23 protein-coding genes and 2 pseudogenes are annotated in these 26,009 nt (G+C 62.3%); 8 read left to right on the forward strand and 17 right to left on the reverse strand.

Features of this window, described 5'->3' with window-relative positions; translation table 11 throughout:
• Positions 1-18: 18 nt before the first annotated feature.
• The 3 genes from HAQ05_RS18145 to HAQ05_RS18155 are packed head-to-tail and all read left to right on the forward strand — an operon-like array spanning position 19 to position 5,348.
• Entirely contained in the window at positions 19-1,266 is a 1,248-nt protein-coding gene (locus HAQ05_RS18145) for an acetate/propionate family kinase (RefSeq protein ID WP_190423061.1), read from the forward strand.
• Positions 1,267-1,324: 58 nt separating this feature from the next.
• Positions 1,325-3,820, forward strand: coding sequence for a phosphoketolase family protein (locus tag HAQ05_RS18150; protein WP_190423063.1), 2,496 nt, complete (start codon positions 1,325-1,327; stop codon positions 3,818-3,820).
• A gap of 40 nt (positions 3,821-3,860) precedes the next feature.
• Positions 3,861-5,348, forward strand: coding sequence for a DASS family sodium-coupled anion symporter (locus HAQ05_RS18155; RefSeq protein ID WP_190423065.1), 1,488 nt, complete (start codon positions 3,861-3,863; stop codon positions 5,346-5,348).
• 57 nt (positions 5,349-5,405) lie between these two features.
• Here the strand turns inward: HAQ05_RS18155 and HAQ05_RS18160 are convergent.
• Together HAQ05_RS18160 and HAQ05_RS18165 are read right to left on the reverse strand one after the other, a co-directional pair.
• Positions 5,406-6,096, reverse strand: a pseudogene (locus tag HAQ05_RS18160) (MgtC/SapB family protein).
• Between the two features lie 332 nt (positions 6,097-6,428).
• Entirely contained in the window at positions 6,429-6,950 is a 522-nt protein-coding gene (locus tag HAQ05_RS18165) for a CinA family protein (RefSeq protein ID WP_190423068.1), read from the reverse strand.
• Positions 6,951-7,379: 429 nt separating this feature from the next.
• On the opposite strand from HAQ05_RS18165, the pseudogene HAQ05_RS29515 reads away from it, so the two are divergent.
• Positions 7,380-7,868 (forward strand): annotated as a pseudogene (locus tag HAQ05_RS29515) (pyridoxal-phosphate dependent enzyme); the annotation flags it as partial.
• 28 nt (positions 7,869-7,896) lie between these two features.
• Here the strand turns inward: HAQ05_RS29515 and HAQ05_RS18175 are convergent.
• Positions 7,897-8,823, reverse strand: a complete 927-nt coding sequence (locus HAQ05_RS18175; RefSeq protein ID WP_190423070.1) for a Gfo/Idh/MocA family protein — start codon at positions 8,821-8,823, stop codon at positions 7,897-7,899.
• Positions 8,824-9,078: 255 nt separating this feature from the next.
• On the opposite strand from HAQ05_RS18175, the gene HAQ05_RS18180 reads away from it, so the two are divergent.
• The gene (locus tag HAQ05_RS18180; protein ID WP_190423072.1) at positions 9,079-9,702 is read left to right on the forward strand and encodes a cell wall hydrolase; all 624 of its coding nucleotides are present in this window, start codon (positions 9,079-9,081) and stop codon (positions 9,700-9,702) included.
• A 105-nt stretch (positions 9,703-9,807) separates the two neighbouring features.
• Here the strand turns inward: HAQ05_RS18180 and HAQ05_RS18185 are convergent, their stop codons facing one another.
• From HAQ05_RS18185 to HAQ05_RS18225, 9 genes are all read right to left on the reverse strand, one after another.
• Positions 9,808-10,260 (reverse strand): GNAT family N-acetyltransferase, encoded by a 453-nt coding sequence (locus HAQ05_RS18185; RefSeq protein WP_190423074.1) that lies wholly within the window; start codon positions 10,258-10,260, stop codon positions 9,808-9,810.
• A 265-nt stretch (positions 10,261-10,525) separates the two neighbouring features.
• Positions 10,526-11,404 (reverse strand): manganese catalase family protein, encoded by an 879-nt coding sequence (locus HAQ05_RS18190; RefSeq protein ID WP_190423076.1) that lies wholly within the window; start codon positions 11,402-11,404, stop codon positions 10,526-10,528.
• Positions 11,405-11,811: 407 nt separating this feature from the next.
• A complete protein-coding gene (gene yghX / locus HAQ05_RS18195; RefSeq protein ID WP_190423078.1) occupies positions 11,812-12,702 on the reverse strand; it encodes a YghX family hydrolase in 891 nt (296 codons plus the stop codon).
• Positions 12,703-12,807: 105 nt separating this feature from the next.
• Positions 12,808-13,287 (reverse strand): nuclear transport factor 2 family protein, encoded by a 480-nt coding sequence (locus HAQ05_RS18200; RefSeq protein ID WP_190423080.1) that lies wholly within the window; start codon positions 13,285-13,287, stop codon positions 12,808-12,810.
• A 107-nt stretch (positions 13,288-13,394) separates the two neighbouring features.
• Positions 13,395-14,402 (reverse strand): ligase-associated DNA damage response exonuclease, encoded by a 1,008-nt coding sequence (locus tag HAQ05_RS18205; protein ID WP_190423082.1) that lies wholly within the window; start codon positions 14,400-14,402, stop codon positions 13,395-13,397.
• 11 nt (positions 14,403-14,413) lie between these two features.
• Entirely contained in the window at positions 14,414-16,255 is a 1,842-nt protein-coding gene (locus HAQ05_RS18210) for an ABC transporter ATP-binding protein (protein WP_190423084.1), read from the reverse strand.
• Between the two features lie 34 nt (positions 16,256-16,289).
• On the reverse strand, positions 16,290-16,850 hold the full coding sequence (locus tag HAQ05_RS18215; RefSeq protein ID WP_190423086.1) for a peptidylprolyl isomerase: 561 nt from the start codon (positions 16,848-16,850) through the stop codon (positions 16,290-16,292).
• Positions 16,851-17,149: 299 nt separating this feature from the next.
• Complete coding sequence (locus HAQ05_RS18220; RefSeq protein WP_190423088.1) at positions 17,150-18,070, reverse strand: LysR family transcriptional regulator; 921 nt, start codon at positions 18,068-18,070, stop codon at positions 17,150-17,152.
• 149 nt (positions 18,071-18,219) lie between these two features.
• Positions 18,220-19,653 carry a M48 family metalloprotease gene (locus HAQ05_RS18225; protein ID WP_190423090.1) on the reverse strand — a complete coding sequence of 478 codons (1,434 nt, stop codon included), beginning with the start codon at positions 19,651-19,653 and terminating at the stop codon, positions 18,220-18,222.
• A 182-nt stretch (positions 19,654-19,835) separates the two neighbouring features.
• Here HAQ05_RS18225 and HAQ05_RS18230 point away from each other — a divergent pair, with 182 nt between their 5' ends.
• The 3 genes from HAQ05_RS18230 (at position 19,836) to HAQ05_RS18240 (ending at position 21,889) form a co-directional block, all read left to right on the forward strand.
• Entirely contained in the window at positions 19,836-20,075 is a 240-nt protein-coding gene (locus HAQ05_RS18230) for a sulfurtransferase TusA family protein (RefSeq protein ID WP_190423092.1), read from the forward strand.
• A gap of 37 nt (positions 20,076-20,112) precedes the next feature.
• Entirely contained in the window at positions 20,113-21,186 is a 1,074-nt protein-coding gene (locus tag HAQ05_RS18235) for an AI-2E family transporter (protein ID WP_190423094.1), read from the forward strand.
• A 112-nt stretch (positions 21,187-21,298) separates the two neighbouring features.
• Positions 21,299-21,889 (forward strand): tRNA-uridine aminocarboxypropyltransferase, encoded by a 591-nt coding sequence (locus HAQ05_RS18240; RefSeq protein ID WP_190423097.1) that lies wholly within the window; start codon positions 21,299-21,301, stop codon positions 21,887-21,889.
• Here the strand turns inward: HAQ05_RS18240 and HAQ05_RS18245 are convergent.
• The 5 genes from HAQ05_RS18245 to HAQ05_RS18265 are packed head-to-tail and all read right to left on the reverse strand — an operon-like array spanning position 21,877 to position 25,970.
• Positions 21,877-22,530, reverse strand: a complete 654-nt coding sequence (locus HAQ05_RS18245; protein WP_190423098.1) for an HAD family hydrolase — start codon at positions 22,528-22,530, stop codon at positions 21,877-21,879. The genes HAQ05_RS18240 and HAQ05_RS18245 overlap by 13 nt on opposite strands.
• Positions 22,531-22,549: 19 nt before the next feature.
• Positions 22,550-23,539, reverse strand: coding sequence for an ABC transporter ATP-binding protein (locus HAQ05_RS18250; RefSeq protein WP_190423100.1), 990 nt, complete (start codon positions 23,537-23,539; stop codon positions 22,550-22,552).
• A 1-nt stretch (position 23,540) separates the two neighbouring features.
• Positions 23,541-24,335, reverse strand: coding sequence for an ABC transporter permease (locus HAQ05_RS18255; protein WP_190423102.1), 795 nt, complete (start codon positions 24,333-24,335; stop codon positions 23,541-23,543).
• Positions 24,325-25,167, reverse strand: coding sequence for an ABC transporter permease subunit (locus tag HAQ05_RS18260; protein ID WP_190423103.1), 843 nt, complete (start codon positions 25,165-25,167; stop codon positions 24,325-24,327). The genes HAQ05_RS18255 and HAQ05_RS18260 overlap by 11 nt, the downstream gene beginning before the upstream one ends.
• Positions 25,164-25,970, reverse strand: coding sequence for an alkaline phosphatase family protein (locus tag HAQ05_RS18265; RefSeq protein ID WP_190423105.1), 807 nt, complete (start codon positions 25,968-25,970; stop codon positions 25,164-25,166). Before HAQ05_RS18265 ends, HAQ05_RS18260 begins: the two co-directional genes overlap by 4 nt.
• Between the last annotated feature and the right edge of the window lie 39 nt (positions 25,971-26,009).

Consider the following 26,009-nt stretch of genomic DNA (forward strand, 5'->3'; position numbering starts at 1 on the left):
AAGCCGCAGGAGATGTGCATGACGGCCGAAGCATTACACGACACCGCGCAGGGGCCAGGCGATGCGTTGCTGGTGCTCAATGCTGGCTCTTCAAGCATCAAGTTCTCGCTGTACCGCGCCACCCCCGACGTACAGGGGGAGCCGGTGCTGCGGGGCCAGGGCAGCCTTGAGCAACGGCCGGGGCAGTGGCGGCTGGCGTTTGTCGATGCATCGGGCAATGCCCAGCATGAACAGTGGCCGCTGCCCGAGGAGGGCGCACCGGGCGACAGCCTGGAACCGCTGGTAGCCTGGATCGAACGCCACACCGGTGCGCCGCTGGCCGCAGCCGGGCACCGCATCGTGCATGGTGGTAGCCGGCAAGCGGTGGCGGCACGGGTCGATGGCGCCTTGCTCGATGAACTGCAAGCCCTGACCCCCATAGCCCCCTTGCATCAACCGCTGTGCTTGGCGCCGGTTCGGTTTCTCGCCCGGCGCCACCCGCAGTTGCCCCAGGTCGCCTGTTTCGATACCGCGTTTCACCATACCCTCGATGCTCTGGAATGCCACTATGGCTTGCCGCGCCACCTCACGGACGAAGGCGTGCGGCGCTATGGGTTTCACGGGTTGTCTTACGAATACATCGCCGGCGCCTTGCCCGGCTACGACGCCGAGGCTGCCCGCGGCCGCACCATCGTCGCCCACTTGGGCAATGGCGCCAGCCTGTGCGCGTTGCACAAGGGGCGCAGCCGTGCCACCAGCATGGGCTTCACCACGCTGGATGGCTTGCTGATGGGCAGCCGCCCCGGCCATCTGGACCCAGGCATCCTGCTGTACTTGCTGCGTGAACGTGGCCTGTCGGTTCAGGCACTGGAGCACTTGCTGTACCACGAGTGTGGTTTGCTCGGGGTATCCGGCGGTATTTCCGGCGACATGCGCGAGCTGTTGGCCAGTGATAGCAGCGCGGCACGCGAGGCGGTGGCCTTGTATGTGCATAACGTGGTGCGAGAAATCGGCGCATTCAGCGCGGTGCTCGGCGGGCTGGATGCCGTGGTGCTTACCGGCGGCATCGGTGAGCATGCGGCGGCGGTGCGCGCGGGCATCCTGCGTGGCTGCGCCTGGCTGGGTGTGCAGTTGGACGAGCAGGCCAACGAGGCGGCCGGCCCCCGTTTATCACGCCCGGGCAGCCCGGTGAGCGCCTGGATGATCCCCACCGACGAAGACCGGGTGATCGCCCGGCACACATTGAAGTTGCTACGCGGCAACGCCCGCGGGCAGCCGCCGCAATAACCCGCAGCCCTGGGCCTGCGCCTAGCAGGATGTTCATGTCAGCTTTCACGGAGTCGCTATGTTCACCTTCAACCCGCAATTTTCCAGCGCCGACGATTCAAGCACCCTGGCCCTTCCGGCCGTGGCCCCAGGTGGCCCCTTGGCCCCGCAATTGCTCGACCGCATGCACCGTTATTGGCAGGCGGCCAATTACCTGTGCGTGGGCCAGATTTACCTGAAGGCCAACCCGCTGTTGCGCGAACCCCTGGCTGTGGAGCACATCAAACCCAGGCTATTGGGCCATTGGGGCACCTCGGCCGGGCAGAATTTCATTTATGTCCACCTCAACCGTTTGATCAGCGAACAGCTCGCGCAAATGGTGTACATATCCGGGCCCGGGCATGGCGGCCCCACGCTTAATGCCTGCGCCTGGCTTGAGGGGACGTACACCGACGTACACCCGGACATCACCGCCGACGAAGCGGGTATGCTGCGGTTTTTCCGCAGCTTCTCCACCCCCGGCGGCGTACCCAGCCACTGCGGCCCGCACACGCCAAACTCGCTGCACGAGGGCGGCGAACTGGGCTATTCGCTGGTGCACGCATTCGGCGCTGTGTTCGACAACCCGGACCTGCTGGTGGCCTGTGTGGTGGGTGACGGCGAAGCCGAGACGTGCCCGCTGGAGGGCAGTTGGAAGAGCGTGCGTTTTCTGAACCCCCGCCACGACGGCGCGGTACTGCCGATTCTGCACCTTAACGGCTACAAGATTTCCGGCCCCACCGTGGAGGCGCGCACCGACGACGCTGACTTGATCGAGCTATACCAGGGCCGGGGCTACGCGCCGATTATCGTCGCGGGCGACGACCTGCCCGGCATGCACCAGCGCTTTGCCGCCGCCCTCGACGCAGCTTATGCCCAGGTGCGGGACATCCAACGCCAGGCCCGAGAGCAAGGCGTTACCAAGCGGCCGCGCTGGCCGATGATCATCCTGCGTAGCCCGAAAGGCTGGACAGGCCCCAAAGTGGTCGACGACCTGCCCGTGGAGGGCACGTTCCGCGCCCACCAGGTGCCATTGGCCAACGTGTTGGAAAACCCTGAGCATTTGGCGCAATTGGAAGCCTGGATGCGCAGTTACAACCCACAGAGCTTGTTCGATGACAAGGGCTCGTTGATCGCGGAATTGCAAGCGTTGACGCCGCCCGCACCCTTGCGCTTGGGTGCGGTGCCTCATGTGAATGGCGGGCGCTTGCTCACCGCGTTGGACCTTCCGAATTTTGCCGATTACGGTTTGCATGTGCCGGGGCCGGGGCAGGTGATCGCCGAAGCGCCACGGAAGTTGGGCGAGTACCTGCGCGACGTGATCCGGGCCAACCCGCGTAATTTCCGCCTGTTCGGCCCGGATGAAACCAACTCCAATCGCCTGAACGCGGTGTTCGAGGCCACCGGCCGCACGGCTGCCGGGCCGCTGCTGGGCGTCGACGACCACCTCTCGGTTGATGGCCGGGTGATGGAGGTATTGAGCGAGCACCTGTGCGAAGGCTGGCTCGAAGGCTATTTGTTGACCGGCCGCCATGGCATGTGGTCGACCTACGAGGCGTTCGCTCAAGTGGTCGATTCGATGGTGACCCAACACGCCAAGTGGTTGCAGCAATGCCGGGACTTCGCCTGGCGGCGGCCATTGGCCTCGCTCAACATCCTGCTGACCAGCCATGCCTGGCGCAATGACCACAATGGTTTCAGCCACCAGTCCACGGGCTTCGTCGACAATGTGCTGCAACGCCGTTCCGACGTGGTGCGGGTGTATTATCCGCCAGACTCCAACTGCCTGGTCAATGTGTTCGACCATTGCCTGCGCAGCCGCAATTACGTCAATGTGGTGACCTGCGGCAAACAGCCGGACTTCCAATGGCTGGATTTCGAACAGGCGCTCAAGCACTGTTCGCAAGGCGCGTCGATATGGGATTTTGCCACCAACGACGCCGGTGCCGACCCGGATATTGTGTTGGCCTGCGCTGGGGACGTGCCCACCACTGAGGCGGTGGCAGCGTCATGGTTGTTGCAAAAGCACGTGCCGGGTATTCGCGTGCGATTGGTCAATGTGGTCGACCTGAGCATCCTCGCCAGCCCCGAGTCTCGGCCGCATGGCATGGACCATGTGTCGTTCGAGGCGCTGTTCACGCGGGAGGCACCGGTGATGTTCGCCTTCCACGGGTCTACCTGGGTCATTCATTCGCTGGTCCATGGGCGGGCCAACGAGGCGCGGTTCCATGTGCGGGGTTTTTCCGACCGCGGCACCACCACCACCCCCTTCGACATGGTGGTGCTGAACAACATGAGCCGCTTCCAACTCGCCATCGATGCCTTAAGCCATGTGCCGCGGCTGCGCTCAAGCAGCCTTAACGCCATGAGTTATTTCGAAGAGCAACTGCGCACCCACCACACGTATATCCGCCAGCACTTCGAAGACATGCCCGACATCCGCAATTGGCACTGGACAGCCGACTTCAGCCAACCGCAAAGCCCACCCCCCTTGGCCAAGGGCCAGGCGCGCGGCCAGACGTTTACCGATGCGTGAGCGGCCGGTGCAGTTGAATGATCAGCGAGCGAAGTGATTGATGAGTGAGCGTACATCCCAAGCCACACCGGCGGCCGCGGTGCGGTTCCCCCTGGGCTTGATCGCCGCCTGCCTGGCGCTGGTGGCGGTGCTTCTCTTACCGTTGCCGGCTGACCTACCGGTAGCCGGGCATCGGATGTTGGCGATCCTGGTATTCGCGGTAACGGTATGGGTCACCGAAGCGGTGTCGTATGAAGCCAGCGCGATCATGATCACTTCATTGATGGCGATACTGATCGGCACGGCGCCCACCGTGCACGACCCGTCGCTGGTCTACGGCTCTTCGGCGGGTATCTCCATGGCGTTGAGCGGGTTTTCCAACCCGGCCCTGGCGTTGGTAGTGGGGGCGTTGTTCCTGGCCGCGGCGATGACCTATACCGGCTTGGACCGGCGCATCGCGCTGGTCACGCTGTCGAAGGTCGGTGCCAGTACCCGGCGGATTTTGCTGGGTGCCATGCTGGTGATTGTGCTGCTTAGCCTCGTGGTGCCCAGCGCCACGGCGCGCAGCGCCTGTGTGGTGCCGATCATGGTAGGGGTGATCGCCGCCTTCGGTGTGGCCAAGCGTTCCAATATCGCGGCGGGGATCATGATCATCGTTGCCCAGGGCACCAGCATCTGGAATGTCGGCATTCAAACTGCCGCGGCGCAAAACCTGTTGACGGTCGGCTTTATGGATAAAATGCTCGGCCAGCGCGTGTCGTGGCTGGACTGGCTGATTGCCGGCGCGCCATGGGCGCTGATCATGTCGGGAGTATTGATCGCCCTGGTGTTGAAAATCCTCCCGCCGGAAACCGACAGCATACCGGGCGGCATGGCCGCGGTGAAGCGCAACCTGGCCGAACTGGGGCCGATGACCGGGCCGCAAAAGCGCTTGGCCGCCGTGTCGGTATTGTTGCTGCTGGGTTGGGCGACCGAGGGTAAACTGCACCCCTTCGACACCACCTCGACCACCTATGCCGGGCTGGTTTGGTTGTTGCTGCCGCGTTTCGGTGTGATGAACTGGAAAGACGTACAAGCCAGCATCCCCTGGGGCACGGTGATCGTGTTCGGCGTCGGTATCAGCCTGGGTACCGCGCTGCTGACCACTCAGGCGGGGCAGTGGCTGGGCGTCCAGGTCGTGCAGCACACCGGCTTGGACCGGATCGGTACGTTAGGCGTGTTCGCGGTGCTTAGCGGCTTCTTGATTCTGATTCACCTGGGTTTCGCCAGTGCCACGGCGTTGACCTCGGCGATGCTGCCCATCCTGGTCGCGGTGTTGCAAACCTTGCCCGGCGATTTCAGCCGGTTGGGCATGGCCATGCTGTTGGGCTTTGCCGTCAGTTTTGGCTTCATACTGCCTATCAACGCGCCACAAAACATGGTGTGCCTGGGTACCGATACCTTTAACCCTAAGCAGTTCGCCTTGGTGGGCGGTGCGGTCAGCCTGATCGGTTACTTGTTGCTGCTGCTGTTCGCGGCAACCTATTGGGCGTGGCTAGGCTGGATGTGATCAGCTTTGCCGCGCCGCGCCGGGCGCTTTCACTAGGGAGCGGAGCCCGTAAAGGCGTTATTCGTAGCGTTGCCGCCGCACTGAGCTGACGCCATTTCCGAGCTGATACGGCTGACCAAGCGCTTGTCTTGCGCCGCTGCGCTGCCCAGGCCCAACCGCTTGGCCGTCACTTGCAGCTGCGCGGCGCCCGCTTGTTTCTGCCTGTGCACAGAGCGCAGGCGCAGGTGGGCGTTGTCGAAGTTGTGCAGCATCAGGCTGCGCACTTGGATTTCTTCGTCGGCGCGGCACACCACGCGCCGCACAATCGCTGTTCCTCTTCGTTGGCCGGCAGCACCTGCTGGCGATTCAAGCGCAGGGCTATGTCGCGCAACAGCACGTTCGCACACAGCACCATCAAGCTGCCCAAGGCGGCCTCAAGCAACAGCCCCATGCCGCACAGCACGCTAACGGCTGCCGTGCAGCAGAGCGTGGCCGCGGTATTAAGCCCGCGAAAGTTGAACCCATCGCGCATGATCACACCGCCCCCCAGAAACCCGATGCCTGACACCACATAGGCGGCGATCCGCGACGCATCGCCGGCCAAGCCTGGAACGGCCTGCATCATCAACACGAACAAGCAAGCGCCAATACTGACCAGCGCGTTGGTGCGCAGGCCGGTGAGGCGCTGGCGCCGTTGCCGTTCGGCACCGATCAAGGCCCCGAGTACCAAAGCTGCGAACACACGCAGCACAAACCCTTTCCAATCCATCATTTTTTTATTCCACAACCGAGGCATGCGCCTGCCGGGGCCGGCGCTACAGGTATTCATTGGGATTGCGAAAGGCCATGCCCGGCCGGGCAGGCCGGGGGCAGAGAAAAGGGGCAAACATAGGGTCGGAAAAGGCGGTGGTTGCCACTGTTCACGCGGGGGTGCGAGGCAGTGGCAACAGGGCTGCTGAACTGGGCTCGCGGGTTAGGCCTGTCGCAATCGACTGGGGCTGGCGTCCAATTCAGGCTCCTGTAGTTAAAGGCGGGGCGAATCTACCGCGGTGAAAATAACCCGTCAATTCTGTGGCGGGTCAATTTAAATCAGTTTGCGCCCTAAGCGCTTTCGCCGTGCAGCGCACGGCGATGAAAATGCTGAATCTGCCCTAGGGCGAAACAGGAGGCGTAATGGATGATCGCCTCGCGGTCACCGAAGAACCGCTGCGTGCGAGAAAACAAATGCAAGTTGCCTTGAATGTCGAAGGCCCAGGCAAAACACACTGTACCGGGGGGTATCCCGTCCATGGGTTGGTCGCCGGCGATCCCGGTGGTCGCGACGGCTACGTTGGCGGTGCTGTTGCGCAAGGCGCCGGTCGCCATTTCACGGGCGACCTCTTCGCTGGTCAGGGTAAAGGTGTCGATCGTTCTCGCGTTTACCCCCAGCAAGCGGATCTTCGCCTGGGGCGAGTACACCACATGGCCGCTCTCGATCACCTGGCCACTGCCCGGTACCACGCCTAAAGCCGCCGTAATACGCCCCGCAGTGCAGGACTCGGCCGTAGTGAGGTAGAGCTTGTGCTCAGTGAGGTAGGCCATCAATGCCTCGATGTCCTGGATGAACGCCCGTGGAATGTCCATGTCAAGCTCCAGTGCCGTGCCGTGTTATTCAGAGTCCATCGCCGGGGCGCAGTTCTGTGCCCTTTTTAGCACTCCCCTGGAGCGCTGCGCTGTTACGCCAGATAGGCGTGGGGGCGGCGCCCGGCCATCAAATAGCGAAATGCCGGGCAATGGCAGGTGTGTAATGCGCGCAATTGATCCGCGTGAGGTGCGAATGGGCCTGACCCACCGAAAACGCCGCGCCGGCTCGGCTTCAGCAAGGCTGAAAGGCAGCTTCTGGAGTGTTTCGGAGCACGTTTGATCGGTAAGGTTATGCTGGCCGATGGGGCCACACCCAAGCAAGTTATTGCTCACTACCTTGCCCGGCAGTGCACGTTGGGCAAGCATTAGTTCTATACGGATCAATTCTCCAATAAAGGGGCTTTATACGCGCACCGCTACCAGACAGCGCCAGAACTGGCCTCTCAGTTGAAAGCGATAGGCGTAGGAAAGGAACTGGTTTTTATCGGGTGTGCCGGGACGGGCGCAAGCTTTATGGGAATAGTGCAGGGCTTGACCGATGCAGGCTTTGAGGTGATCGGCGTGCTCGTGGAACCCAAAGGGTGCGATAGCAAAAGCGGCACTTTTGCAGAGCATCGCCTTGAAGTATCTGCGGCGGGTGTTGTGCCACCCTTTGTGGATTGGCAGCACGTTAATGAATGTGTTTGGGTAAGTACCCGCACTATGCTCGAAGCGCAACGCGAGTGTTTCAAGCGCCACGGGCTGTTCATGGGTAATACCGCGGCGGCATGCCTAGCCGCCGCGGGGTGGCCGGGTGAGGCGAAATGGTATAGCCGCGCGACGCTCATAACGCTCGCCTACGATTCCGAGCCGTGGTACGACGACCTTTGCGTTGCGTCACCCGCCAGGCCCCTGGCCACCGATGTACAGCCCGTGTAGTGAGCCATCCGCCGCCGCACCATGGGTTTCACCACTCGAACGCCGGCCCCACCTGCCGGGTGGCGGCGAGGAATGCATCGGCCACCACTTGCAGCGGCTGCAGGTCCATGTCACTGGCCCGGTTTTGGATCAACCGCTCGAAGTGCCGGTAGAGCAGGGTGTATTCGCCCTCATCGGCCAGCCATTGGCGTACACCATCGACCGCGACCTCGGCGCCGCCCTTGTCCAGGCGCAAAGTGCCTTCGGTGCAGCGAAACTCGATGCGCCACAGTTCATCATCAATGGGTTGGTCGAAGTTGAATTCCGCACCCACCTGCACGGTGCCGGCGCGCATCTCTAATTGGGCGGCGATCGGTGCCAGGCGGTTGGCCGGCATCACCAGCTCGGCGCGCTGCATCAACAGCGGCGCTGGCAGCAGGGCGGTGGCGATTGACAACGCATTGATGCCGGGGTCGAACACCCCCAGCCCGCCGGTCTGCCAAATCCAATCCTGGCCGGGGTGATATTTACGCACCTGTTCTTTCCACTGTATGTGCACCTGCTGCAGGGTCATCCCGGCCAGCCATTCACGGGCCACTTCCACGCCCGGGGCAAACCGTGAATGCCAGGCGAACAGGCCGCTCACACCATGCTGCGCGGCAGCCTCCACCAACGCTTTGGCTTCCCCGACGCTGGCGCAGGGCGGTTTTTCCAGCAGCACGTGCTTCCCCGCCGCCAGCGCCTGCTGTACCAGCGCATAGCGGCTTTGTGGCGGGGTGCAAAAGGCAATGGCATCGACCTGTGGGCCCTGCGCCAGCAACTCACCGAGCGAACCGAAATTGGCCACCCCCGGGCAGGGCGCGCCAAGTGTGGCCACGGCCACCAGTTCGAAGGCGGGGTTGGCGCGCACGGCGGGAAGGTGCTGGTCTTGGGCGATCTTGCCGTAGCCGGCCAGCCCGAGGCGGATCGGTTGCATGGGAAGCTCTCCTGTGGCGTTTTGGATTGTTCTGCACTATTACCCTATGGTGAGCGCACCGCTTCGGTCACGCAATGGGTTCGTGCATAGAGCGCCCGCGCAATAGCATAGCCGCGCAACGATGAGCGTGCGCGGCGGTCCATAGCGCAGCGCACAGGTAGCACACCTCAGTAGCCGTGCCTGGCGGTCGCCCAAAGACCCCCTGCCGGGCAGGGCGCAAGCTACGATCACATAGGCCCTGCAGCAGGTTCGACCATGCGCTTACGTCAACTCGTTATCGCTGTCTATTGCGTCTCAATCGGCCACGGTGGCCTGGCGCTGGCCGACCCGCTCACCGCCACTGCCACCCACAAAGCCGAAGTACTGGAAGAAAAAGCCGCCAGTGGCGCGAAGGCTTCGCCGCCGCCGGCAAGCCAAGCCATCAGCCCTGCCGAGGCCCAGGCCGTCGACCCGGCTGGCCAAGCGCCCCTGGATGACGCCCTGACGTGCCTGGCGCGCTCGATCTATTGGGAAGCCAAAGGCGGCAGCCAAGGCGACATGGAAGACGTCGCCAGCGTGGTGATGAACCGCCTCGGCCAGGCGGGCTTCCCCGGCACCGTGTGCGGCGTGGTCAAGCAAGGCTCGGAGCACAACAATTGCCAGTTCTCTTGGTGGTGCGATGGCCGCGCGGACCAAGCCGAAGAAAACGACCGCTACACCCTGGCCAAAGACGTCGCGCGCAAGGCCCTGAACCGCCAATTGGTCGACCGCACCCACGGTGCGCAGTACTTCCATGATCACAGCGTGACGCCGGCGACCTTCACCAGCATGGTACGCACGGCGCAAAGCAGCCGGTTCGTGTTCTACCGCCCGCGCGGTGAGCAGGCGCCAGGCAAGTAGGGCGAGGAAGATAATGACCTTGGCTTGCCGGCTCACCGGTCAGGTCTACCCAACCCCGGTCGGCGCAGGCCATGGACCTGTTTTTCTAGGCTACTGCGGGCTATCTCAGCTTGAAAGACGCCGCATATCGATGTGCGGGATACCATCTTCCAGGTACGGCTCGCCTTCGGGGTGGAAGCCATAGCGCCCGTAATAGCCTTGTAGATGTGCTTGCGCGGCCAGGTACAACGGGCGTTCAGGCCAGCGTTGTGCGACCTCGGCGAGGGCGCGCTGCATCAATTGGTGGCCCAGCCCCTGGCCGCGCCCGGCCGGGGCGGTGATCACCCGGCCGATGGCTACTTCACCCTGGGCGGGCACCAACAGGCGCAGGTAAGCCAGCAACTGATGGTTGTCGAAGGCCAGCAGGTGATGGGTATCACCTGCCAAGTCTTGGCCGTCGATGTCTTGGTAGGGGCATTGCTGTTCTACCACGAACACTTCGCAGCGCAATTGCAACAAAGCGTACAGCTCGTTGTTGCTCAGTTCGCTGTGGTGCTTGCAGGTCCACATCAAGGGCATTGGCGCGCTCCGGCTGATAAGGGCGGCATCATCGCACGCTCAGGGCCGGCTCGCAGCCTTCAAGGTTTGCCCACGTGTGACCAGGGCGCCCGGCGCGCCGCCACAGCGTACCGTAGCCGCCCAAGCCAACCCTGTGCTGTAAGGCAAAAAAAAGGGCCATTGTAGAATGGCCCCTGGCTATTGCGGGTTTCGCTGATGGGTAATACGACCTGACGCGCTTAAAAAGCACGGCTAAAAAGGCTGCAGGTTCCAGCGAAACACCCTGCTAGATTTTTTCGACTTTACCCGCCCCCAGGTGCGCCCCGGTAATAGGGTCGGCATCTGGAGACGACGTCGTGCGTAGCTTCATGGCTTCGCAGGCAGCTTCTTCGATGTCAGACAACCCCGTGACGCTGGCCGAACCATCGCCACCGTCCACGGCCGGTTGCGGGTCTTCTACGTACTCCCAACCCTCTCCCTTGTTCCACGAGCCACGAACTTCCCCGCCTTTGGACAGGTTGAAGTAAGTACGGGTGAAGTCTGGGTCGCCGGGCAGTTTCCCCTGCGGGAAGTTGGGCTGGATAGAATGCAAGGCTTTTTCGAAGGACAGTTGGTGGGCGATTTCCCGTGTCATTAAAAAACCCAACGCTTCCTTGATACCCGGGTCGTCGGTGACGTTAATCAAACGTTCATAAACGATTTTGGCGCGGGCTTCGGCCGCGATGTTCGAGCGTAAATCGGCGGTGGGTTCGCCGATCGTATCAATATACGCGGCCGACCACGGTACACCGGCGGAATTGGTCAATGCCGCACCGCCGCCGTACAGCAAACTGGTCACGTGCGAGTCGTTACCGGCACCGGTGAGCGAACGGTACAGTTCACCCTCTTCCTCAGCGCCCTCTGCCAGGGCCCCGCGTGCGCCTTTATTGAGCATCACGATAATGGAGCCAATGATCTCCAAGTGGCTGAGCTCTTCAGTGGCAATGTCGTACAGCAAGTCTTTGCGGCCGGCATCCACTTCGGTAACGGCCTGGGTAAAGTAGCGCATGGCCGCGCCCAGCTCCCCTTGAGGCCCGCCGAATTGCTCCAGCAGAAGGTTGGCCAGACCCGGGTTGGGTTCGCTGACGCGGACGGTGTATTGCAAACGTTTATTGTGCATGAACATGGAGTGTTCTCCCAGGCTGTTCAGAATCTCGGTGATAAAACAAAGTGTGCAAGGGTGCGCGGGGCTCTGTGACTAAAGCCACTATATTTTTAATCAACCAAACGTACATGCGTTATATAAATAACGGGGGTGAAAAAGTGGTTGTTTGTGGTGGGGCTGCCCCAGCCTTACTTAGTAACTGAGTGGCGCAAGCGCAGGAACGTCTTATTTAATAGCGGCTGGCGCGACGGGTGGTAGCTGCGAGTCAATTATTAGCGCGCAGGTTATCTGCTCTCGTGTGTAAATTTTTGCTTTGTAATCAACAAGCATTGATTAAGCGAGTGAGTTAATTAGCGCCTGAGTGGTCATTATTGGTTTTGGGTGAAATGAGGCGCCTCGGCAGGGCGCCCCACGCTGAATGCCCAATGTCACGCCAAATAACGCTCGAACCAGCCTAACGTGCGCTGCCAGGAAAGCTCCGCCGCTGCCTTGTCGTAGCGAGGCGTGGAATCGTTGTGAAAACCATGGTTCACCCCAGGGTAAATATACGCCTCATAGGTTTTGCCGCCGGCCTTCAAGGCTTTCTCATAGGCGGGCCAGCCGTCGGTGATGGGTTTGTCCAGCTCGGCATAGTGCAGCAACAGCGGCGCCTTGATCCGCGCGGCCTCTTCGGCGGAAGGCTGGCGCCCGTAGTAGGGCACGGCTGCAGCCAGTTCTGGGTAGGCCACTGCCGCAGCGTTGGTCACGCCCCCGCCATAGCAAAAGCCGACCATGCCTACCTTGGTGTTGGTGCCCTCGTGCTGGCCTAGCCATTCGATGGCGGCGAAGAAGTCGTTCATCAATTTTTGCGGGTCGATCTTGGCCTGCAATTCACGGCCCTGGTCATCGTTGCCGGGATAGCCGCCCAGCGAACTCAACCCGTCTGGCGCCAGGGCGATATAACCGGCCTTGGCGACGCGCCGGGCAACGTCTTCGATGTAGGGGTTCAGCCCGCGGTTTTCATGCACCACCACCACCGCGCCCGCCTTACCCGTGGGCTTGGCCGGGCGTACGCGGTAGCCGCGAACCTGGCCGTGGCCCTTCGGCGAGGGGTAGTGCACGTAGTCGGCGATGATATCCGGGTCGGTGAACGACACCTGTTCGGCCAGCGCATAGTTGGGCGCGAGTGCCGCCACCAGCGCCGGCCCGGTGAGGCCTAGCACGGTGAAGGCAGCGGCGCGATCGAGGAACTCGCGCCGGTTGATCTTGCCATGCACGTAGCCGTCATAGATCTCCAGCAGTTCTGGGGAGAAGTCTTTGGCAGTCAAGCGCGGTGGCATAGGGGGCATCCTTTTGCTGTTGGGTGTTGGAAGGGGGCGCAGGGGACCGGCCCAGGCAGCACAACGCGAGTGCGCGGGCCTATCAAGCCATTTTGCAAACCCTTATTAAAGCCCAAGATCCGACAACGAGGGGTGCTCGTCTGGGCGGCGGCCTTGTGGCCAATGGAATAGCCGTTGCTCGGGGCCCGCCAGGGCCAGGTCGTTGATGCTTGCATGGCGCTGGCACATCAGCCCGTGCTCATCGAACGCCCAATTTTCGTTGCCATAGCTGCGCCACCAGCAGCCTGTCGCATCATGCCATTCGTAGGCGAAGCGCACGGCGATACGGTTGCCGTTGTAGGCCCACACTTGCTTGATCAGCCGGTAGTCAAGCTCTGTCGCCCATTTTTCGGTGAGAAATGCTTCGATCTGGTCGCGCCCCTGAATGAACCGGTCGCGGTTTCGCCAGCGGCTGTCGGGCGTATACGCCAGCGCAACACGGGCTGGGTCGCGGCTGTTCCAAGCATCTTCGGCCAGGCGGGCTTTTTGCTCGGCCTGCTCGAGGGTTTCGAAGGGCGGCAGTGGGGGGCGCGGCGCGGTGGTCATAACAGGCCTCGGGCAGGGGCGGGGCAGGTGGATGCATGCGTTACACCGGCGCCCACCGCGTTTGATGGGGTTACAGCATGCCTAACGAGCAGCCGCGCTGGCAAAGGCTAATCATCGTCACGTTCGAATTCGCTCATTCCCGCTTCGTCGAAGCCGCGTGCGTCCAGCCCGCGCTGCTCCCGCAAATAGCGTGCGAGCACGGCTACCGAGCCATGGGTGACCATCACCCGTTCGGCACCGGTTTGCTCGATGGCCCAGAGCAACCCCGGCCAATCGGCATGGTCCGAAAGCACGAAGCCACGGTCGACACCCCGCCGGCGGCGGGTGCCACGCAGGCGCATCCAGCCGCTGGCGAAGCCATCGCTGTATTGGCCGAAACGGCGCATCCAGGTGCTGCCGGCGGCTGAGGGCGGGGCGATGATCAACGCTTGGCGCAAGGTAGGGTCGGTTTTCTTGAATTCGGTGGCATAGAGCGTGGGCGGTAGTTCGACCCCGGCGGCGCGGTATACCCGGTTCAGCGGCTCTACCGCGCCGTGGGCCAGGATCGGCCCGAGGCTAGCGTCGATGCCGTGTAGAATCCGTTGCGCCTTGCCGAAGGCGTAGGCGAACAGCACGCTGGGACGCCCGGCTTCGATGTTGGCGCGCCACCATTGGTTGATCTCTTCGAACACCTGTTGCTGCGCTTGCCAGCGGTAAATCGGCAAGCCAAAGGTGGATTCGGTGATGAACGTGTGGCAGCGCACCGGTTCGAACGCAGCGCAGGTGCCGTCGGCTTCGACCTTGTAGTCGCCCGAGGCGACCCAGACTTCGCCCTGGTATTCCAAACGCACTTGTGCCGAGCCCAATACATGCCCGGCCGGATGGAAGCTCACCGTCACGCCGTTATGCACCAACCGTTGGCCGTAGGGCAGCACTTGCAGGTCGATGTCTTGCCCCAGGCGTGTGCGCAAGATGCCCTCGCCGGGCGCGGCCGCCAGGTAATGGCCGTTGCCCGTGCGCGCATGGTCGCCATGGCCGTGGGTGATCACGGCGTGTGGTACCGGCCGCCAAGGGTCGATGTAGAAGTTCCCCGGCGGGCAGTACAACCCCTCCCGGCGCGCGATGACCAAATCCACGGCCTACTCCCTCAGCCCATGCCCACGAAACCACCGGTCTGGTGCTTCCACAGCCGGGCGTACAAGCCTTTTTGCGTCATCAGTTCTTCATGGTTGCCGATCTCGACGATGCGGCCTTTTTCCATGACCACCAAACGGTCCATTTCGGCGATGGTCGATAGGCGATGAGCAATGGCAATCACGGTTTTGCCCTGCATCAAGGTTTCCAGGCTTTCCTGGATGGCCGCTTCCACTTCAGAGTCGAGCGCCGAGGTGGCTTCGTCCATCACCAGGATGGGCGCGTTCTTGAGCAATACGCGGGCGATGGCAATGCGTTGGCGTTGCCCGCCGGAGAGCTTGACCCCTCGCTCACCCACGTGCGAATCGAGCCCGACACGGCCTTGGGCGTCGGAGAGCAATGGTATGAACTCATCGGCCCTGGCCTTGTGGATGGCGTCGAGCAATTCCTCTTCGGTCGCGTAGGGGCGGCCATACATCAGGTTTTCCCGTAGCGACCGGTGCAGCAGTGAAGTGTCTTGGGTGATCAGGCCGATCTGTGAGCGCAGGCTTTCTTGTTGTACGCCAGCGATGTCTTGGCCGTCGATGAGGATACGCCCACCGTCGAGGTCGTACAGGCGCAGCAACAAGTTGACTAAAGTCGATTTGCCGGCGCCGGAAGGGCCGAGCAGGCCGATTTTTTCGCCTGGGCGGATGGTCAGGTCCATGCCGGAAATAATCGGCCGGGCCTTGCCATAGCGGAACTCGACGTTTTCGAACTGGATACCGCCATGCTCGATCTTCAGCGGTAGGGCGTTCGGTTTGTCGCTTACCGCAATCGGTTGGCTGATAGTCTGCAAGCCGTCCTGGACCATCCCGATGTTTTCGAAGATACCGTTGACCACCCACATGATCCAGCCCGACATGTTGACGATACGGATCACCAAGCCAGTGGCCAGGGCGATCACCCCCACGCTGAGTACCGATTGCGTCCACAGCCATAGCGCAAGGCCCGTGGTGCACACAATCAGCAGGCCGTTGAGGGTGGTGATGACCACGTCCATTTCGGTGATGGTACGGTTGGCGATCTGGGTTTTCTCGGTTTGTTCGCTGATCGCTTCGCGGGTGTATTGCTGCTCCAGGTTGGTATGGGTAAACAGTTTGAGGGTTGTGATGTTGCTGTAGCCGTCGACGATCCGCCCCATCAGTTTGGAGCGCGCATCCGATGACACCACCGAGCGCGCCTGGACGCGTGGCACGAAGTACAGCAGCGATAGGGTAAAGCCAAAAATCCACACGATCAGTGGCAGCATCATGCGCCAGTCGGCCTCGGCGAACAGCACCAGCGAACTGATTGCATAGATCGTTACATGCCAGATCGCGTCCATTGCCTGCACCGCCGAGTCGCGCAGCGAGTTGCCGGTTTGCATGATGCGCTGGGCGATGCGCCCGGCAAAATCGTTCTGGAAGAACGTCATACTCTGGCGCAGTACGTAATTGTGATTTTGCCAGCGTATCAGGCTGGTCATGCCGGGGGTGATGGTCTGGTGCACCAGCAGGTCATGCAGGCCCACGAAAATGGGCCGTAGCACCAGCGCCACCAGGACCATCCACACCAGCGCCCCCCAATGTTCGCGAAAGAACGCCTTGGGCGGGGTGGCGTTGGCCATGTCGATGAGGGTCGACAGGTAACCGAACAGCGCCACTTCGATCAGTGCTGCGACCAGGCCCACCACCAATAACGCGACGAAGGCCGGCCAGACCTGGCGAATGTAGTAGAGGTAGAACGACCACACCTTGTTCGGAGGTGCCTCGGTCGGCGCTTCGCGAAACACGTCGATCCAATGTTCAAAGCGGCGATGTAGCTCCGACAACATGGCGGGCTCTCCTGTTCAGGCAGTGGGCGGCAAATCAGTCGATGCGCTTGGCACTGTTGATCATGATCGGGTTGGACGGCACGTTCTGCATGCCGCTGCGGGTGCTGGTGGGGGCGTTGACGATTTGGTCGACCACGTCCATACCCTGCGTGACCTTGCCGAATACGGCGTAGCCGAAGTCGCGGCCGCCGTGGTCGAGGAAGTCGTTGTCCTTGACGTTGATGAAAAACTGCGCGGTGGCCGAGTTGGGGTCTTGAGTGCGGGCCATGGCCAGGGTGCCACGAACATTGTGCAGGCCATTATCCGCTTCGTTCTTGATGGGCGCCTGGGTGGGTTTTTCGGCCATGTCGCGAGTAAAACCGCCGCCCTGCACCATAAACCCCGGTATCACACGATGAAACTGGGTGTTGTTGTAAAAGCCTGCCTTCACGTATTCGAGAAAATTCGCGGTGCTGATCGGGGCTTTTTGCCCGTCGAGCTCCAGGGTGATCTGCCCGAAATCGGTGGATAACTCAATGTGCGGGTGCTGGTCATCAGCCAGCGCGGCAGTGCATAGCAACACGGTAGTGGCAGCGAAACAAAGGTTTTTCAGCATGGACTCACGGATCCCTGACAGTGGATTCAACCGCCGCCAACAACGGCAGCAGCGGGTGGTTGGCCCGCCTAGGCGGCCCAGGGGCATAGCCTGCCGTGAATAGGCGAGCAGTTCCAGTGCGTACGCAGTGCGTACGCAGTGCGGACGTAGTGTGGGTGTTTCCGGATGTTGGCCACCATGGCTGTATCGGGGTTTCCAAGGCACTTGGCGTTTCGCATCGATGGCCGCTAACGATAAGCGTGGGACAGCCGATAGGGTGGATGCGTTCCTGTACATTCGCCCCCGCGGGGGAGCATGCGCTAGGTGCTGGAAGCCGCCGGCTCGGTAGTCGGCGGCGGGCTGGCATCGAATTGGCGCAACAGGTCGATGAGGATCTGGGTCGCCGGCCCAAGGGGCTTATCGGGGTTGGCGTAAAGGTAGAACGCCGGGTGGCGGGTGGCGCCCTGTTCCAGCGGCAGCGGCTTCAGGGTGCCAGCGGCAAGCTCCCGCTCGATGATGTGCCGGGGCAGCCACGCAAAGCCCAAGCCGCTGCCGACGAAGGTGGCCGCGGTGGCCAGGCTGCCGACTGTCCAGCGTTGTTCGGAACCGAGCCAGCCTTCGTCGCGCGGCTGCTGGTGGCCGGAGTCACGGATCACTACCTGCAATTGGCTCTCCAGGTCGTGGAAGGTCAGCTGGCGCTTGAGCTGGTGTAGTGGGTGGCTGGGGTGGGCCACGGCGATGAACTCCACCGCGCTCATCTCGCTGCCCAGGTAGCCAGGGATGCTGTAGCCGCAAATGGCGAGGTCCGTGCCCTCCTTGAGCACTTCTTCTACCCCAGACAGCACCTCTTCGCGCAGGCGCACCCGGCAGCCACGGCTTTTGGGCATGAACGCGGTCAGGGTTTGCACCAACTGCGCAGTGGGGTAGGCAGCATCGACCACCAGGCGAACCTCCGCTTCCCAGCCTTGCTCCATGTGCTGGGCCAGGTCTTCCAACTGGCTGGCCTGTTTCACCAGTTGCCGGGAGCGGCGCAGCAGCACCGCGCCCGCCTCGGTCAACACCGCGCGGCGCCCATCGATACGCAGCAGCGGAACACCGAGTTGCTCCTGCATGCGGCCCACCGTGTAACTCACGGACGATTGCGAGCGGTGCATGGCCTCGGCGGCCTGGGCAAAACCACCATGGTCGACTACCGCCTGCAGCATTCGCCATTGGTCGAGGGTGACACGCGGGGCTTTCATCGGGGCTCCAGGTAGGGGTACTGCTAGCCAATCAATAAACCAAGGTTTTCGATAGTTTGCACCACAATTTTGCAATAGATCTATCGAACCCTATTTGCCGGCCGAAGCGGGCAGCCTGATGGCTGCGAAGTGAGCTGCATGGCTGCGACTTATTGCATCATATCCTTGGCGATCTTCTCTTGATCACGCAGCTCTTTCTCCCGGGCGTCGATGCGCGAGGCCAGCGGGAAGTTGTTACTGGCACGCCGCTTGGCGAATTCAAGCTGTTGCTCGGCACCGCGGTAGTCACCGGTTAGCGCCAGGTATTCAGCGCGGGCCTGGTACGAGCCGATGATATTGCCGTTCATTCCACGGGTGTCGGCCACCAGGTTCCATACATCTGGGTCGTGTGGGCGGCTGTCGAGCAGTTGGTTGAGGCCTTTTTCAGCATCGGCTGGGCGGTTTTGCTTAAGCAGCAGGTTGATTCGGGCTTGGTTGAGCGGGTAGCTGTCGGGGTACTGCTGCAACAATTTGTCGACCCGGGCTTGGGCGTCGGGCAGGTGATTGCGGGTAATGTCCAGGTCTACCTGGGCCAGGTTCAGCGTGAGGTCATCGGGGGCGGCGGCCAGTAGCGGCGCCAATGCATCGCGGGCCTCGTTCAACTGCCCGGCCTTGGTCAGTGCCAAGGCCAAGCCGTAGCGGGCGCCGTTGTCCTTGGGGTTCTCGTCGAGGCGGGCGCGAAAGCGCTTGGCGGCCATGCCAGGTGAATCTTCGTAGATCAACTGCGTGCGGGCGCGCATGTATTGGTACGTCTGGCTGTCTTCCCTGCCGCCGGGCTTGGCCATTTCGGCGCGGTTGCGGGTATCGGCGATCCGCGACTCGGTGACGGGGTGGGTGAGCAGGAATTCCGGTGGTTTGCCGCCATATTGATATTGTTTGGCCAAGCGCTCGAACATGTCGGGCATGTTGCGCGGGTCGTAGCCGGCCTTTTCCAAGGTCAAGATGCCGACGCGGTCGGCCTCCGCTTCGTTTTGCCGTGAGAAGCCCAACTGGTTCTGGATGGCCGCGGCCTGGCTACCGAAAATGGCCGCCATGCCCGCTTCACCGGCCCCGGCGGCAGCCATCACCACCCCGGCCAGCAAGCCGGCCATCATAGGCAGTTGCAGGCGCTGCTGTGCTTCCAGGCCCCGGGCGAAATGGCGTTGCGACAAGTGCCCCAATTCGTGGGCCAGCACTGAGGCGTATTGCCCTTCGGTTTCAGCGCCCAAGAACAGCCCCCCGTTGACCCCTATGATGCCGCCGGGCGCTGCGAAGGCGTTGAGTTCCTTGCTGTCGACCAGGATGAATTCCAGCCGGCGGTCTTGTACTTCGCTACTCTCGGCCAGGCGATACACAGAGGTTTCGACGAAATCCTTGAGCAACGGGTCAGACAATTGCCCCACCTGCCCGCGCAGCACGCTCAACCAAGCGCGGCCCAGGTCATGCTCCTGTTGCGGCGAAACAATGGCGGAGCTGGCGTCGCCCAACGAAGGCAGATCGTCGCCATGGGCAGGTAGGGCCAGCAGGCAGGCCAGCGTCAACAGGGTAGGGCGCAGGATGGTCATGCAGCAAACTCTGGCGAGAAAGGAAGCACTTTAGAAGCTTCAAGCTGTAAGCTTCAAGCAGCAAGAAACAGCAGCGGTGGCCCGCATGGTTGCGCACACTGTTGTTTGTTGTCGTTCGAGGCTTGTAGCGTGCGGCCTGGCCTTTATCCTGACCCCATCACCGCGAGGGCTTCTGGTTTCTGATGAATGATGTAATTGAATGTGACGCGGAGCTGGATGCCAGCGGTCTGAATTGTCCACTCCCTTTGCTCAAGGCCAAGTTGGCCCTCAATGGTATGGCCAGCGGTGCGGTACTCAAGGTGACCGCCACGGATGCGGGGTCGCAACGGGATTTTCGTACTTTTGCGCAGTTGTCTGGGCATGTACTGCTCAAGGAACACGCCGAAGGCGCGAGCTTTATTTATTGGCTAAGGAAGGCCTGACGCAACGGCCCGCCCTGTGCCCGACACGGAACCTGTGATGTTCAAACTGCTGCAAGACTGGACCCAGCGTTATTTCTCCGATGAAGAAGCCGTCGTGCTGGTGATGCTGCTGGTACTGGCCTTTACCGCGATCCTCACCGTGGGCGGCATGCTCGCCCCGGTACTCGCCGGCATGGTGCTGTCGTTTCTGATGCACGGGCTGGTGGCCCGGCTGGAGCGTTGGCGCGTGCCATCGGCATTGGCGGTGGCGCTGGTGTTCAGCCTGTTCATGGTGCTGATGGTGTTGTTCGTGCTGGTGTTGGTGCCGTTGCTGTGGCACCAGTTCATCACCCTGTTCAACGAGTTGCCGGGCATGCTTGGCAAGGGCCAGTCATTGTTGTTGCTGTTGCCGGAGCGTTACCCGCACCTGGTCAGCGACGAACAGGTACTGGCGGCGATCGAGGCCGCGCGCGGCGAAATCGGCAAATTTGGCCAGTGGGCGCTGACGTTGTCGCTCTCCAGCCTGCCGCTGTTGGTGAGCGCGATGATCTACTTCGTGCTGGTACCGATCCTGGTGTTCTTTTTCCTCAAGGACCGCGAAATGATCGGCCGCTGGATTCGCGGCTACCTGCCCCGCCAACGCACGCTGCTCACCCGGGTGGCGCACGAGATGAACCGGCAGATCGCCAATTACATTCGCGGCAAGGTGATCGAGATTTTCATCTGTGGCGCGGCCACCTATATCGCGTTCTTCGCCATGGGCCTGAATTATGCAGCGCTGCTGGCCTTGCTCGTGGGTGTGTCGGTGGTGGTGCCTTACGTGGGCGCGGTGGTGGTGACCGTGCCGGTGGCGGCGATCGCGCTGTTTCAGTGGGGCTGGGGTGACCAGTTCATCTACCTGATGGTGGTGTACGGCATCATCCAGGCGCTCGATGGCAACGTGCTGGTACCGCTGTTGTTCTCTGAGGCGGTGAACTTGCATCCGGTGGCCATCATTTGTGCGGTGTTGTTGTTCGGCGGCCTCTGGGGCTTTTGGGGGATCTTTTTTGCGATCCCGTTGGCCACCTTGGTCAAGGCGGTGCTTGACGCCTGGCCGAAGAACGATGAACCGCCCGTGGCGCCGATTATCTAGTGGGGTGCTTCAGCCGTTTGCCTGAGCCCTGGCGCGGCAACCGCGCCGGGCGGCGAAAGATACCGCCAAACGTGTGCGGCCCCCGCCTGGGCCACCACACCGGGTGGCGCCGTTGACGCCTGGCGCCCGCCCGCGTTGCAGCCGCTGCCAGCGCCCACCCGGGCATTGCCTGTGCGCGTTGCTGCCGAGCCTGGCCAGCCGCACCCGCGTGTTGGTGCTGCAGCACCCCAGCGAAACCCACCATGCACTCAACACCGGGCGCCTGGCGGCCTTGGGCCTTGCTAACGCAGCCTTGAAGGTGGGCGAGCAGTTTGCCCCTGGCCTATGGGAACAACGCGGTTATACGCCTTGCGTGTTGTTTCCGGGCGACGGGGCCGAGCCGTTGCGGGCGGGCGGCCCGCCACGGTTGCTGATCGTGCCCGATGGCACCTGGCGCAAAGCGCGCAAGCTGTTGCACCTGAACCCGACGCTGGCCGCGCTGCCACGGGTGGCCTTGAGCGAGCCGGGGCCGTCGAACTACCGCTTGCGCAAGGCCCCGGGCCCCGATGCGCTGGCCACGATCGAAGCGATCGTGCAGGCCCTCGAAACGCTCGAAGCGCCAGCCAGCTTCCAGGCCCTGCTGCGGCCATTCGAGGCGTTGATCGACGGGCAGATCCAGGCCATGGGCACGGCGACCTTCGCCCGTAACCATCAGCGCCAGTGATGGATTGGCCACCCGGCCTGCTCGGCGTGGGCCCGTAGTACCGGGTCGGGGTTGACCGCGTTGGGCCGGTCGACGGTTTCCAGCAGGGGCAAGTCGTTGCGTGAGTCGGAATAAAAGCTTGCCCCCTCCAGGCTTTCGCCTTCTTGCGCCAGCCACTGTACCAGCCGCGTGACCTTGCCTTCGCGGTAGGTGAGCGTGCCAAGGGTACGGCCGCTATAGGCGCCATGGGCCACTTCGGTTTCAATGGCCAATACGTCGTCGATGCCGACGCGCGCGGCAATCGGCGCGACGATAAAGCGTGCGGTGGCCGAAATCACCAGAATACGGTCGCCCAGGCTGCGGTGGGCGGCAATGACCCGGGTCGCGTCGCTGTGGATCAGCGGTTCGATCACCTCTTCTACCCACGGCTGGACCAGGTGCTCCACCTCCTCGAGGCTGCGCCCAATCATAGGCTCCAGGGCAAAGGCCATGAAGTCTTCCATCGCCAGCTTGCCCAGGGCGTAGGCCGCCATCAGTTCTTCGTTGCGGCGTAGGAATGCCGTGCTGTCGACCCAGCCCAGCCGCCCCATCTGCGCGTTCCATAACGCGGCGCTATCGCCGGCGATCAAGGTGTCGTCCAGGTCGAAAATTGCCAAGGCCATGCGCTTATTGCTCCTCCGTTCAAGCCACTTCGCGCAATTCGCCTGGCTCGATCGCCAGGCGCACGCGTTGGCCATTAGGATACAGGTCGGCGGCGCTGCGGTTGAGTACATCGACCACCAAACTCACCCCCTGGGCGCGGACGCGGTAGCGGATCACGTTGCCGAGCAAGCTATGGCCGGTGATTTCGCCGTCGCCGCCAGGGTCGGCCAGCAGGCCGATGGCCTCTGGGCGAATGGCCAGGCTGCGGGGGACCGCGCGGCCGAGCAGGCGGCTGGCGTCTTCACTGCCAAGCAGGTTGTAATTGCCGATGAAGCCGGCGGCGAAGGCGTTTACCGGTGCCGTGTACAGCGCTTGCGCGTCGCCGCTCTGCACGATTTGGCCTTTGTTCATCAGGAAAATACGATCAGACATCGTCAGTGCCTCTTCCTGGTCATGGGTCACGAACAGGGTGGTCAACCCCAGTTCTTGCTGGATCTGCCGGATTTGCTCGCGCAAGTGCTTGCGGATGCGCGCATCCAGCGCCGACAGCGGCTCGTCGAGCAGCAGCAGGCGTGGCCGCGTGACCAATGAACGCGCCAAGGCCACGCGCTGGCATTGCCCGCCCGAGAGTTGGTGCGGGTAGCGCTGGGCAAAGGTGTCTAGCTCGACCAATTGCAGCACCTCGGCCACGCGCTCCCGTGCCGGGCCGGTGGCGACCTTTTGCATGCGCAGGCCGAAGGCCACGTTCTGCTCCACGGTCATGTTGGGAAACAGTGCATAGCTTTGAAACACCATGCCAATGTCGCGCTTTTGTGGCGCCAGCGGCACCAGGTCCTGGCCATCGAGCAGAATGCGCCCGGCGCTCACCCCGGTAAGCCCGGCGATGCAACGCAGCAGGGTCGACTTGCCGCACCCGGACGGCCCGAGCAGGGTGATGAACTCCCCCTTGGCGATGCTGAACGCGATGTCGCTGAACACGGCCGTGTCGCCGTAGCGCTTTTGCAAGTTCTCGACTGTGACGAAGCTCATGTCAGTGTTTGCCCTTATTCAGGAAGGTGGCCAGCCAGGTCAGCACCAGCACGAAAAAGAAGTAGGAAATCACCAGGGCGCTGTTGATGTGCCCGGTGCTGTTGCGCATGTTGTTCAGGTACACCTGCAAGGTTTCGTACTGGGTGCCCACCAGCAGGTTGGCGAACACGAATTCGCCAAACAAAAACGAAAACGACAGTAGCAGCGCCACCAACAGCCCCTTGCGCAGGTTCGGCAGCACTACCAGCAACGCCGCCTGGAGGGTACTGGCACCGAGCAGGTGGGCGGCGTCCATCAGGTCACGCAGCTGAATGGCCTGCAGGTTATTGCTGATGGCCCGGTACATGAACGGCAACGCCACGGTGAAGTAACAGCCCATCAGTATCCACGGTGTGCCCACCATGGCCAGGGGCCCTGAACCATACAGTTGCAACAGGCCCACCGCGGACACCACCGGCGGCACCGCGAACGGCAGCAGGATCAACACGTTCATCAGTGCATCCAGGCGCGGGAAATGGTAGTTGATCACGAACAGCAGGGGCAGTATCAGCACCGTGGCCAGCACCAGGGCGCCTACGCACACAAACAGCGACCGGCCAAAGGCTTGCAGAAAACGCGTCTCGCTCCACAATGCCAGGTACCACTTGAGCGTAAGCCCGCTGGGCAGGATGGTCGCCGACCAACTGGTGGCCAACGAATAGAGCAGGGTGCCGGCCAGTGGCAGCAGCAATATCAAAAACAGCACCCAGACCACCGTGCGGTGGTAGAGGGCATGTGCGGTGCGTTCAGCGGGCAACGTGATAGCTCCTACGCAGCATCCATTGGTGGACCACGGTCACCAGGGTCATCATCCCGACCAGGATGATTGCCAGGGCGCTGGCCATGTTCGGGTCCAGGGAAATGTCGCCGGCCACCATGGCGGCAATGCGGATCGGTAATACGTTGAAGTTGCCGGTGGTCAGCGCATACACGGTGGCATAAGCGCCCAGCGCATTAGCCAGCAAAATCACGAACGTGCCCAGAAGCGCGGGAGTCAGCACCGGCAGGCCGATGTGCCACCAGTACCGCCACGTGCTGGCGCCCAGCAGCGCGGCCGACTCGCGCCAGTCTTCGCGCAGTGCATCGAGCGCGGGGTAGAGCAGCAACACCCCCAGTGGGATCTGGAAGTAGGTATACACCAGGATCAACCCGCCTTTGGAGTACAGGTTGAAGCCATCGACCAGCCCGCTCTGTTTGAGCACCAGGGTGATGGCGCCGTTGAAGCCGAGCAGGATGATGAACGCGAACGCCAAGGGGACCCCGGCGAAGTTGCTGGTCATGTTGGCGAACGCGTTAACGAAATTGCGCAGGCGCGAATCGACCTTGCTCAGCGAGATGCTACCGACCACGGCGATCAGCAAGCCCAGCAGGCTCGACCACACGCTGATCTCCAGGCTGAACTGCATCGCCTGGCGGTAGAACTTCGAGCCAAAGGCGCGGGTGAAGTTCGAAAGGCTCCAGCCATCGTCTACCTGCACGCTGTGGACGGCTACCCAGAGCAACGGTGCGATCTGGAACACGATAAAAAACAGCGCGAACGGCAACAGGCAAAGCACTGCCCAGCCTTTGCCTTGGAAGAGGCCTTTCACCGCAGTAGCTCCTGGCACAAAGGTTTGTCGTGGGGTACCCCGAGCAGGGTACAAATGGTGCCGCACAACTCGGTTTGCCGAGGCTGGGCGCCCGGGTCCAGCGAAAACCCTGCGCCTAGCACGAACAACGGCACGTGGCGCTCCTCGCTGAGCAAGCCGTTATGCGAGCGGTCGTTGTTCATGCCGTGGTCGGCCGTCACCAGTACCTGATAGCCGGCGGCCAGCCAGCCGGCGAGGTAATCGGCCAATAGCATATCGGCCCGGCGTGCAGCATTACGGTACTGCGGGCTGTCCAGCCCATGCTGGTGGCCGGCATCGTCGATGTTCATCGGGTGCACCAACAGAACGTCTGGATCATGGCGAAGGCGCAAGCTTTCGGCATCCACGAACAGGTGCGAGTCAGGGTAATGGTCGGCGTAGTAGAAGTGCCCATACTGGATGGGCAATTCCGCGGCCTGGGTGTGGCGGTCGCGCACTGCGCTGAAGGGCGAGCGGTTATACAGCTCGCTGACCCAATGGTAGGCCGCCGCCGCCGTGGTAAGGCCGGCAGCGCGCGCCAGGTGGAACAGGCTGCGTTGGTTCGACAGGCGGGTGACCTGGTTGTGCACAATGCCACTGTCTATTGGCGTAGCACCGGTGAGAATGCATTCGTAGAGTGGGCGCGACAGCGCCGGGAGTTCGCATTCAAGCCGGTATGCTTGGGCGCGGCCGGCCTGCACGTAAGCGTGCAGGTGGCCCATGGCGTGTTCGGCCACCGCGTGGGCCAGGCCATCGAGGACGACCAGGATAACTTTATGGGGCATGGGCAGGTGCCTGTGGCCGGCGTTCGAGGCGCCAGCGCC

Origin of the sequence: Pseudomonas typographi, from assembly GCF_014694385.1 — a bacterium.
Classification (GTDB): Bacteria; Pseudomonadota; Gammaproteobacteria; order Pseudomonadales; family Pseudomonadaceae; genus Aquipseudomonas; species Aquipseudomonas typographi.

Coding starts and splice junctions, on each gene's coding strand:
- HAQ05_RS18145 (WP_190423061.1), top strand. CDS start 19: ATGACGGCCGAAGCATTACACGACACCGCGCAGGGGCCAGGCGATGCG.
- HAQ05_RS18150 (WP_190423063.1), top strand. CDS start 1,325: ATGTTCACCTTCAACCCGCAATTTTCCAGCGCCGACGATTCAAGCACC.
- HAQ05_RS18155 (WP_190423065.1), top strand. CDS start 3,861: ATGAGTGAGCGTACATCCCAAGCCACACCGGCGGCCGCGGTGCGGTTC.
- HAQ05_RS18165 (WP_190423068.1), bottom strand. CDS start 6,950: ATGGACATTCCACGGGCGTTCATCCAGGACATCGAGGCATTGATGGCC.
- HAQ05_RS18175 (WP_190423070.1), bottom strand. CDS start 8,823: ATGCAACCGATCCGCCTCGGGCTGGCCGGCTACGGCAAGATCGCCCAA.
- HAQ05_RS18180 (WP_190423072.1), top strand. CDS start 9,079: ATGCGCTTACGTCAACTCGTTATCGCTGTCTATTGCGTCTCAATCGGC.
- HAQ05_RS18185 (WP_190423074.1), bottom strand. CDS start 10,260: ATGCCCTTGATGTGGACCTGCAAGCACCACAGCGAACTGAGCAACAAC.
- HAQ05_RS18190 (WP_190423076.1), bottom strand. CDS start 11,404: ATGTTCATGCACAATAAACGTTTGCAATACACCGTCCGCGTCAGCGAA.
- yghX (WP_190423078.1), bottom strand. CDS start 12,702: ATGCCACCGCGCTTGACTGCCAAAGACTTCTCCCCAGAACTGCTGGAG.
- HAQ05_RS18200 (WP_190423080.1), bottom strand. CDS start 13,287: ATGACCACCGCGCCGCGCCCCCCACTGCCGCCCTTCGAAACCCTCGAG.
- HAQ05_RS18210 (WP_190423084.1), bottom strand. CDS start 16,255: ATGTTGTCGGAGCTACATCGCCGCTTTGAACATTGGATCGACGTGTTT.
- HAQ05_RS18215 (WP_190423086.1), bottom strand. CDS start 16,850: ATGCTGAAAAACCTTTGTTTCGCTGCCACTACCGTGTTGCTATGCACT.
- HAQ05_RS18220 (WP_190423088.1), bottom strand. CDS start 18,070: ATGAAAGCCCCGCGTGTCACCCTCGACCAATGGCGAATGCTGCAGGCG.
- HAQ05_RS18225 (WP_190423090.1), bottom strand. CDS start 19,653: ATGACCATCCTGCGCCCTACCCTGTTGACGCTGGCCTGCCTGCTGGCC.
- HAQ05_RS18230 (WP_190423092.1), top strand. CDS start 19,836: ATGAATGATGTAATTGAATGTGACGCGGAGCTGGATGCCAGCGGTCTG.
- HAQ05_RS18235 (WP_190423094.1), top strand. CDS start 20,113: ATGTTCAAACTGCTGCAAGACTGGACCCAGCGTTATTTCTCCGATGAA.
- HAQ05_RS18245 (WP_190423098.1), bottom strand. CDS start 22,530: ATGGCCTTGGCAATTTTCGACCTGGACGACACCTTGATCGCCGGCGAT.
- HAQ05_RS18250 (WP_190423100.1), bottom strand. CDS start 23,539: ATGAGCTTCGTCACAGTCGAGAACTTGCAAAAGCGCTACGGCGACACG.
- HAQ05_RS18265 (WP_190423105.1), bottom strand. CDS start 25,970: ATGCCCCATAAAGTTATCCTGGTCGTCCTCGATGGCCTGGCCCACGCG.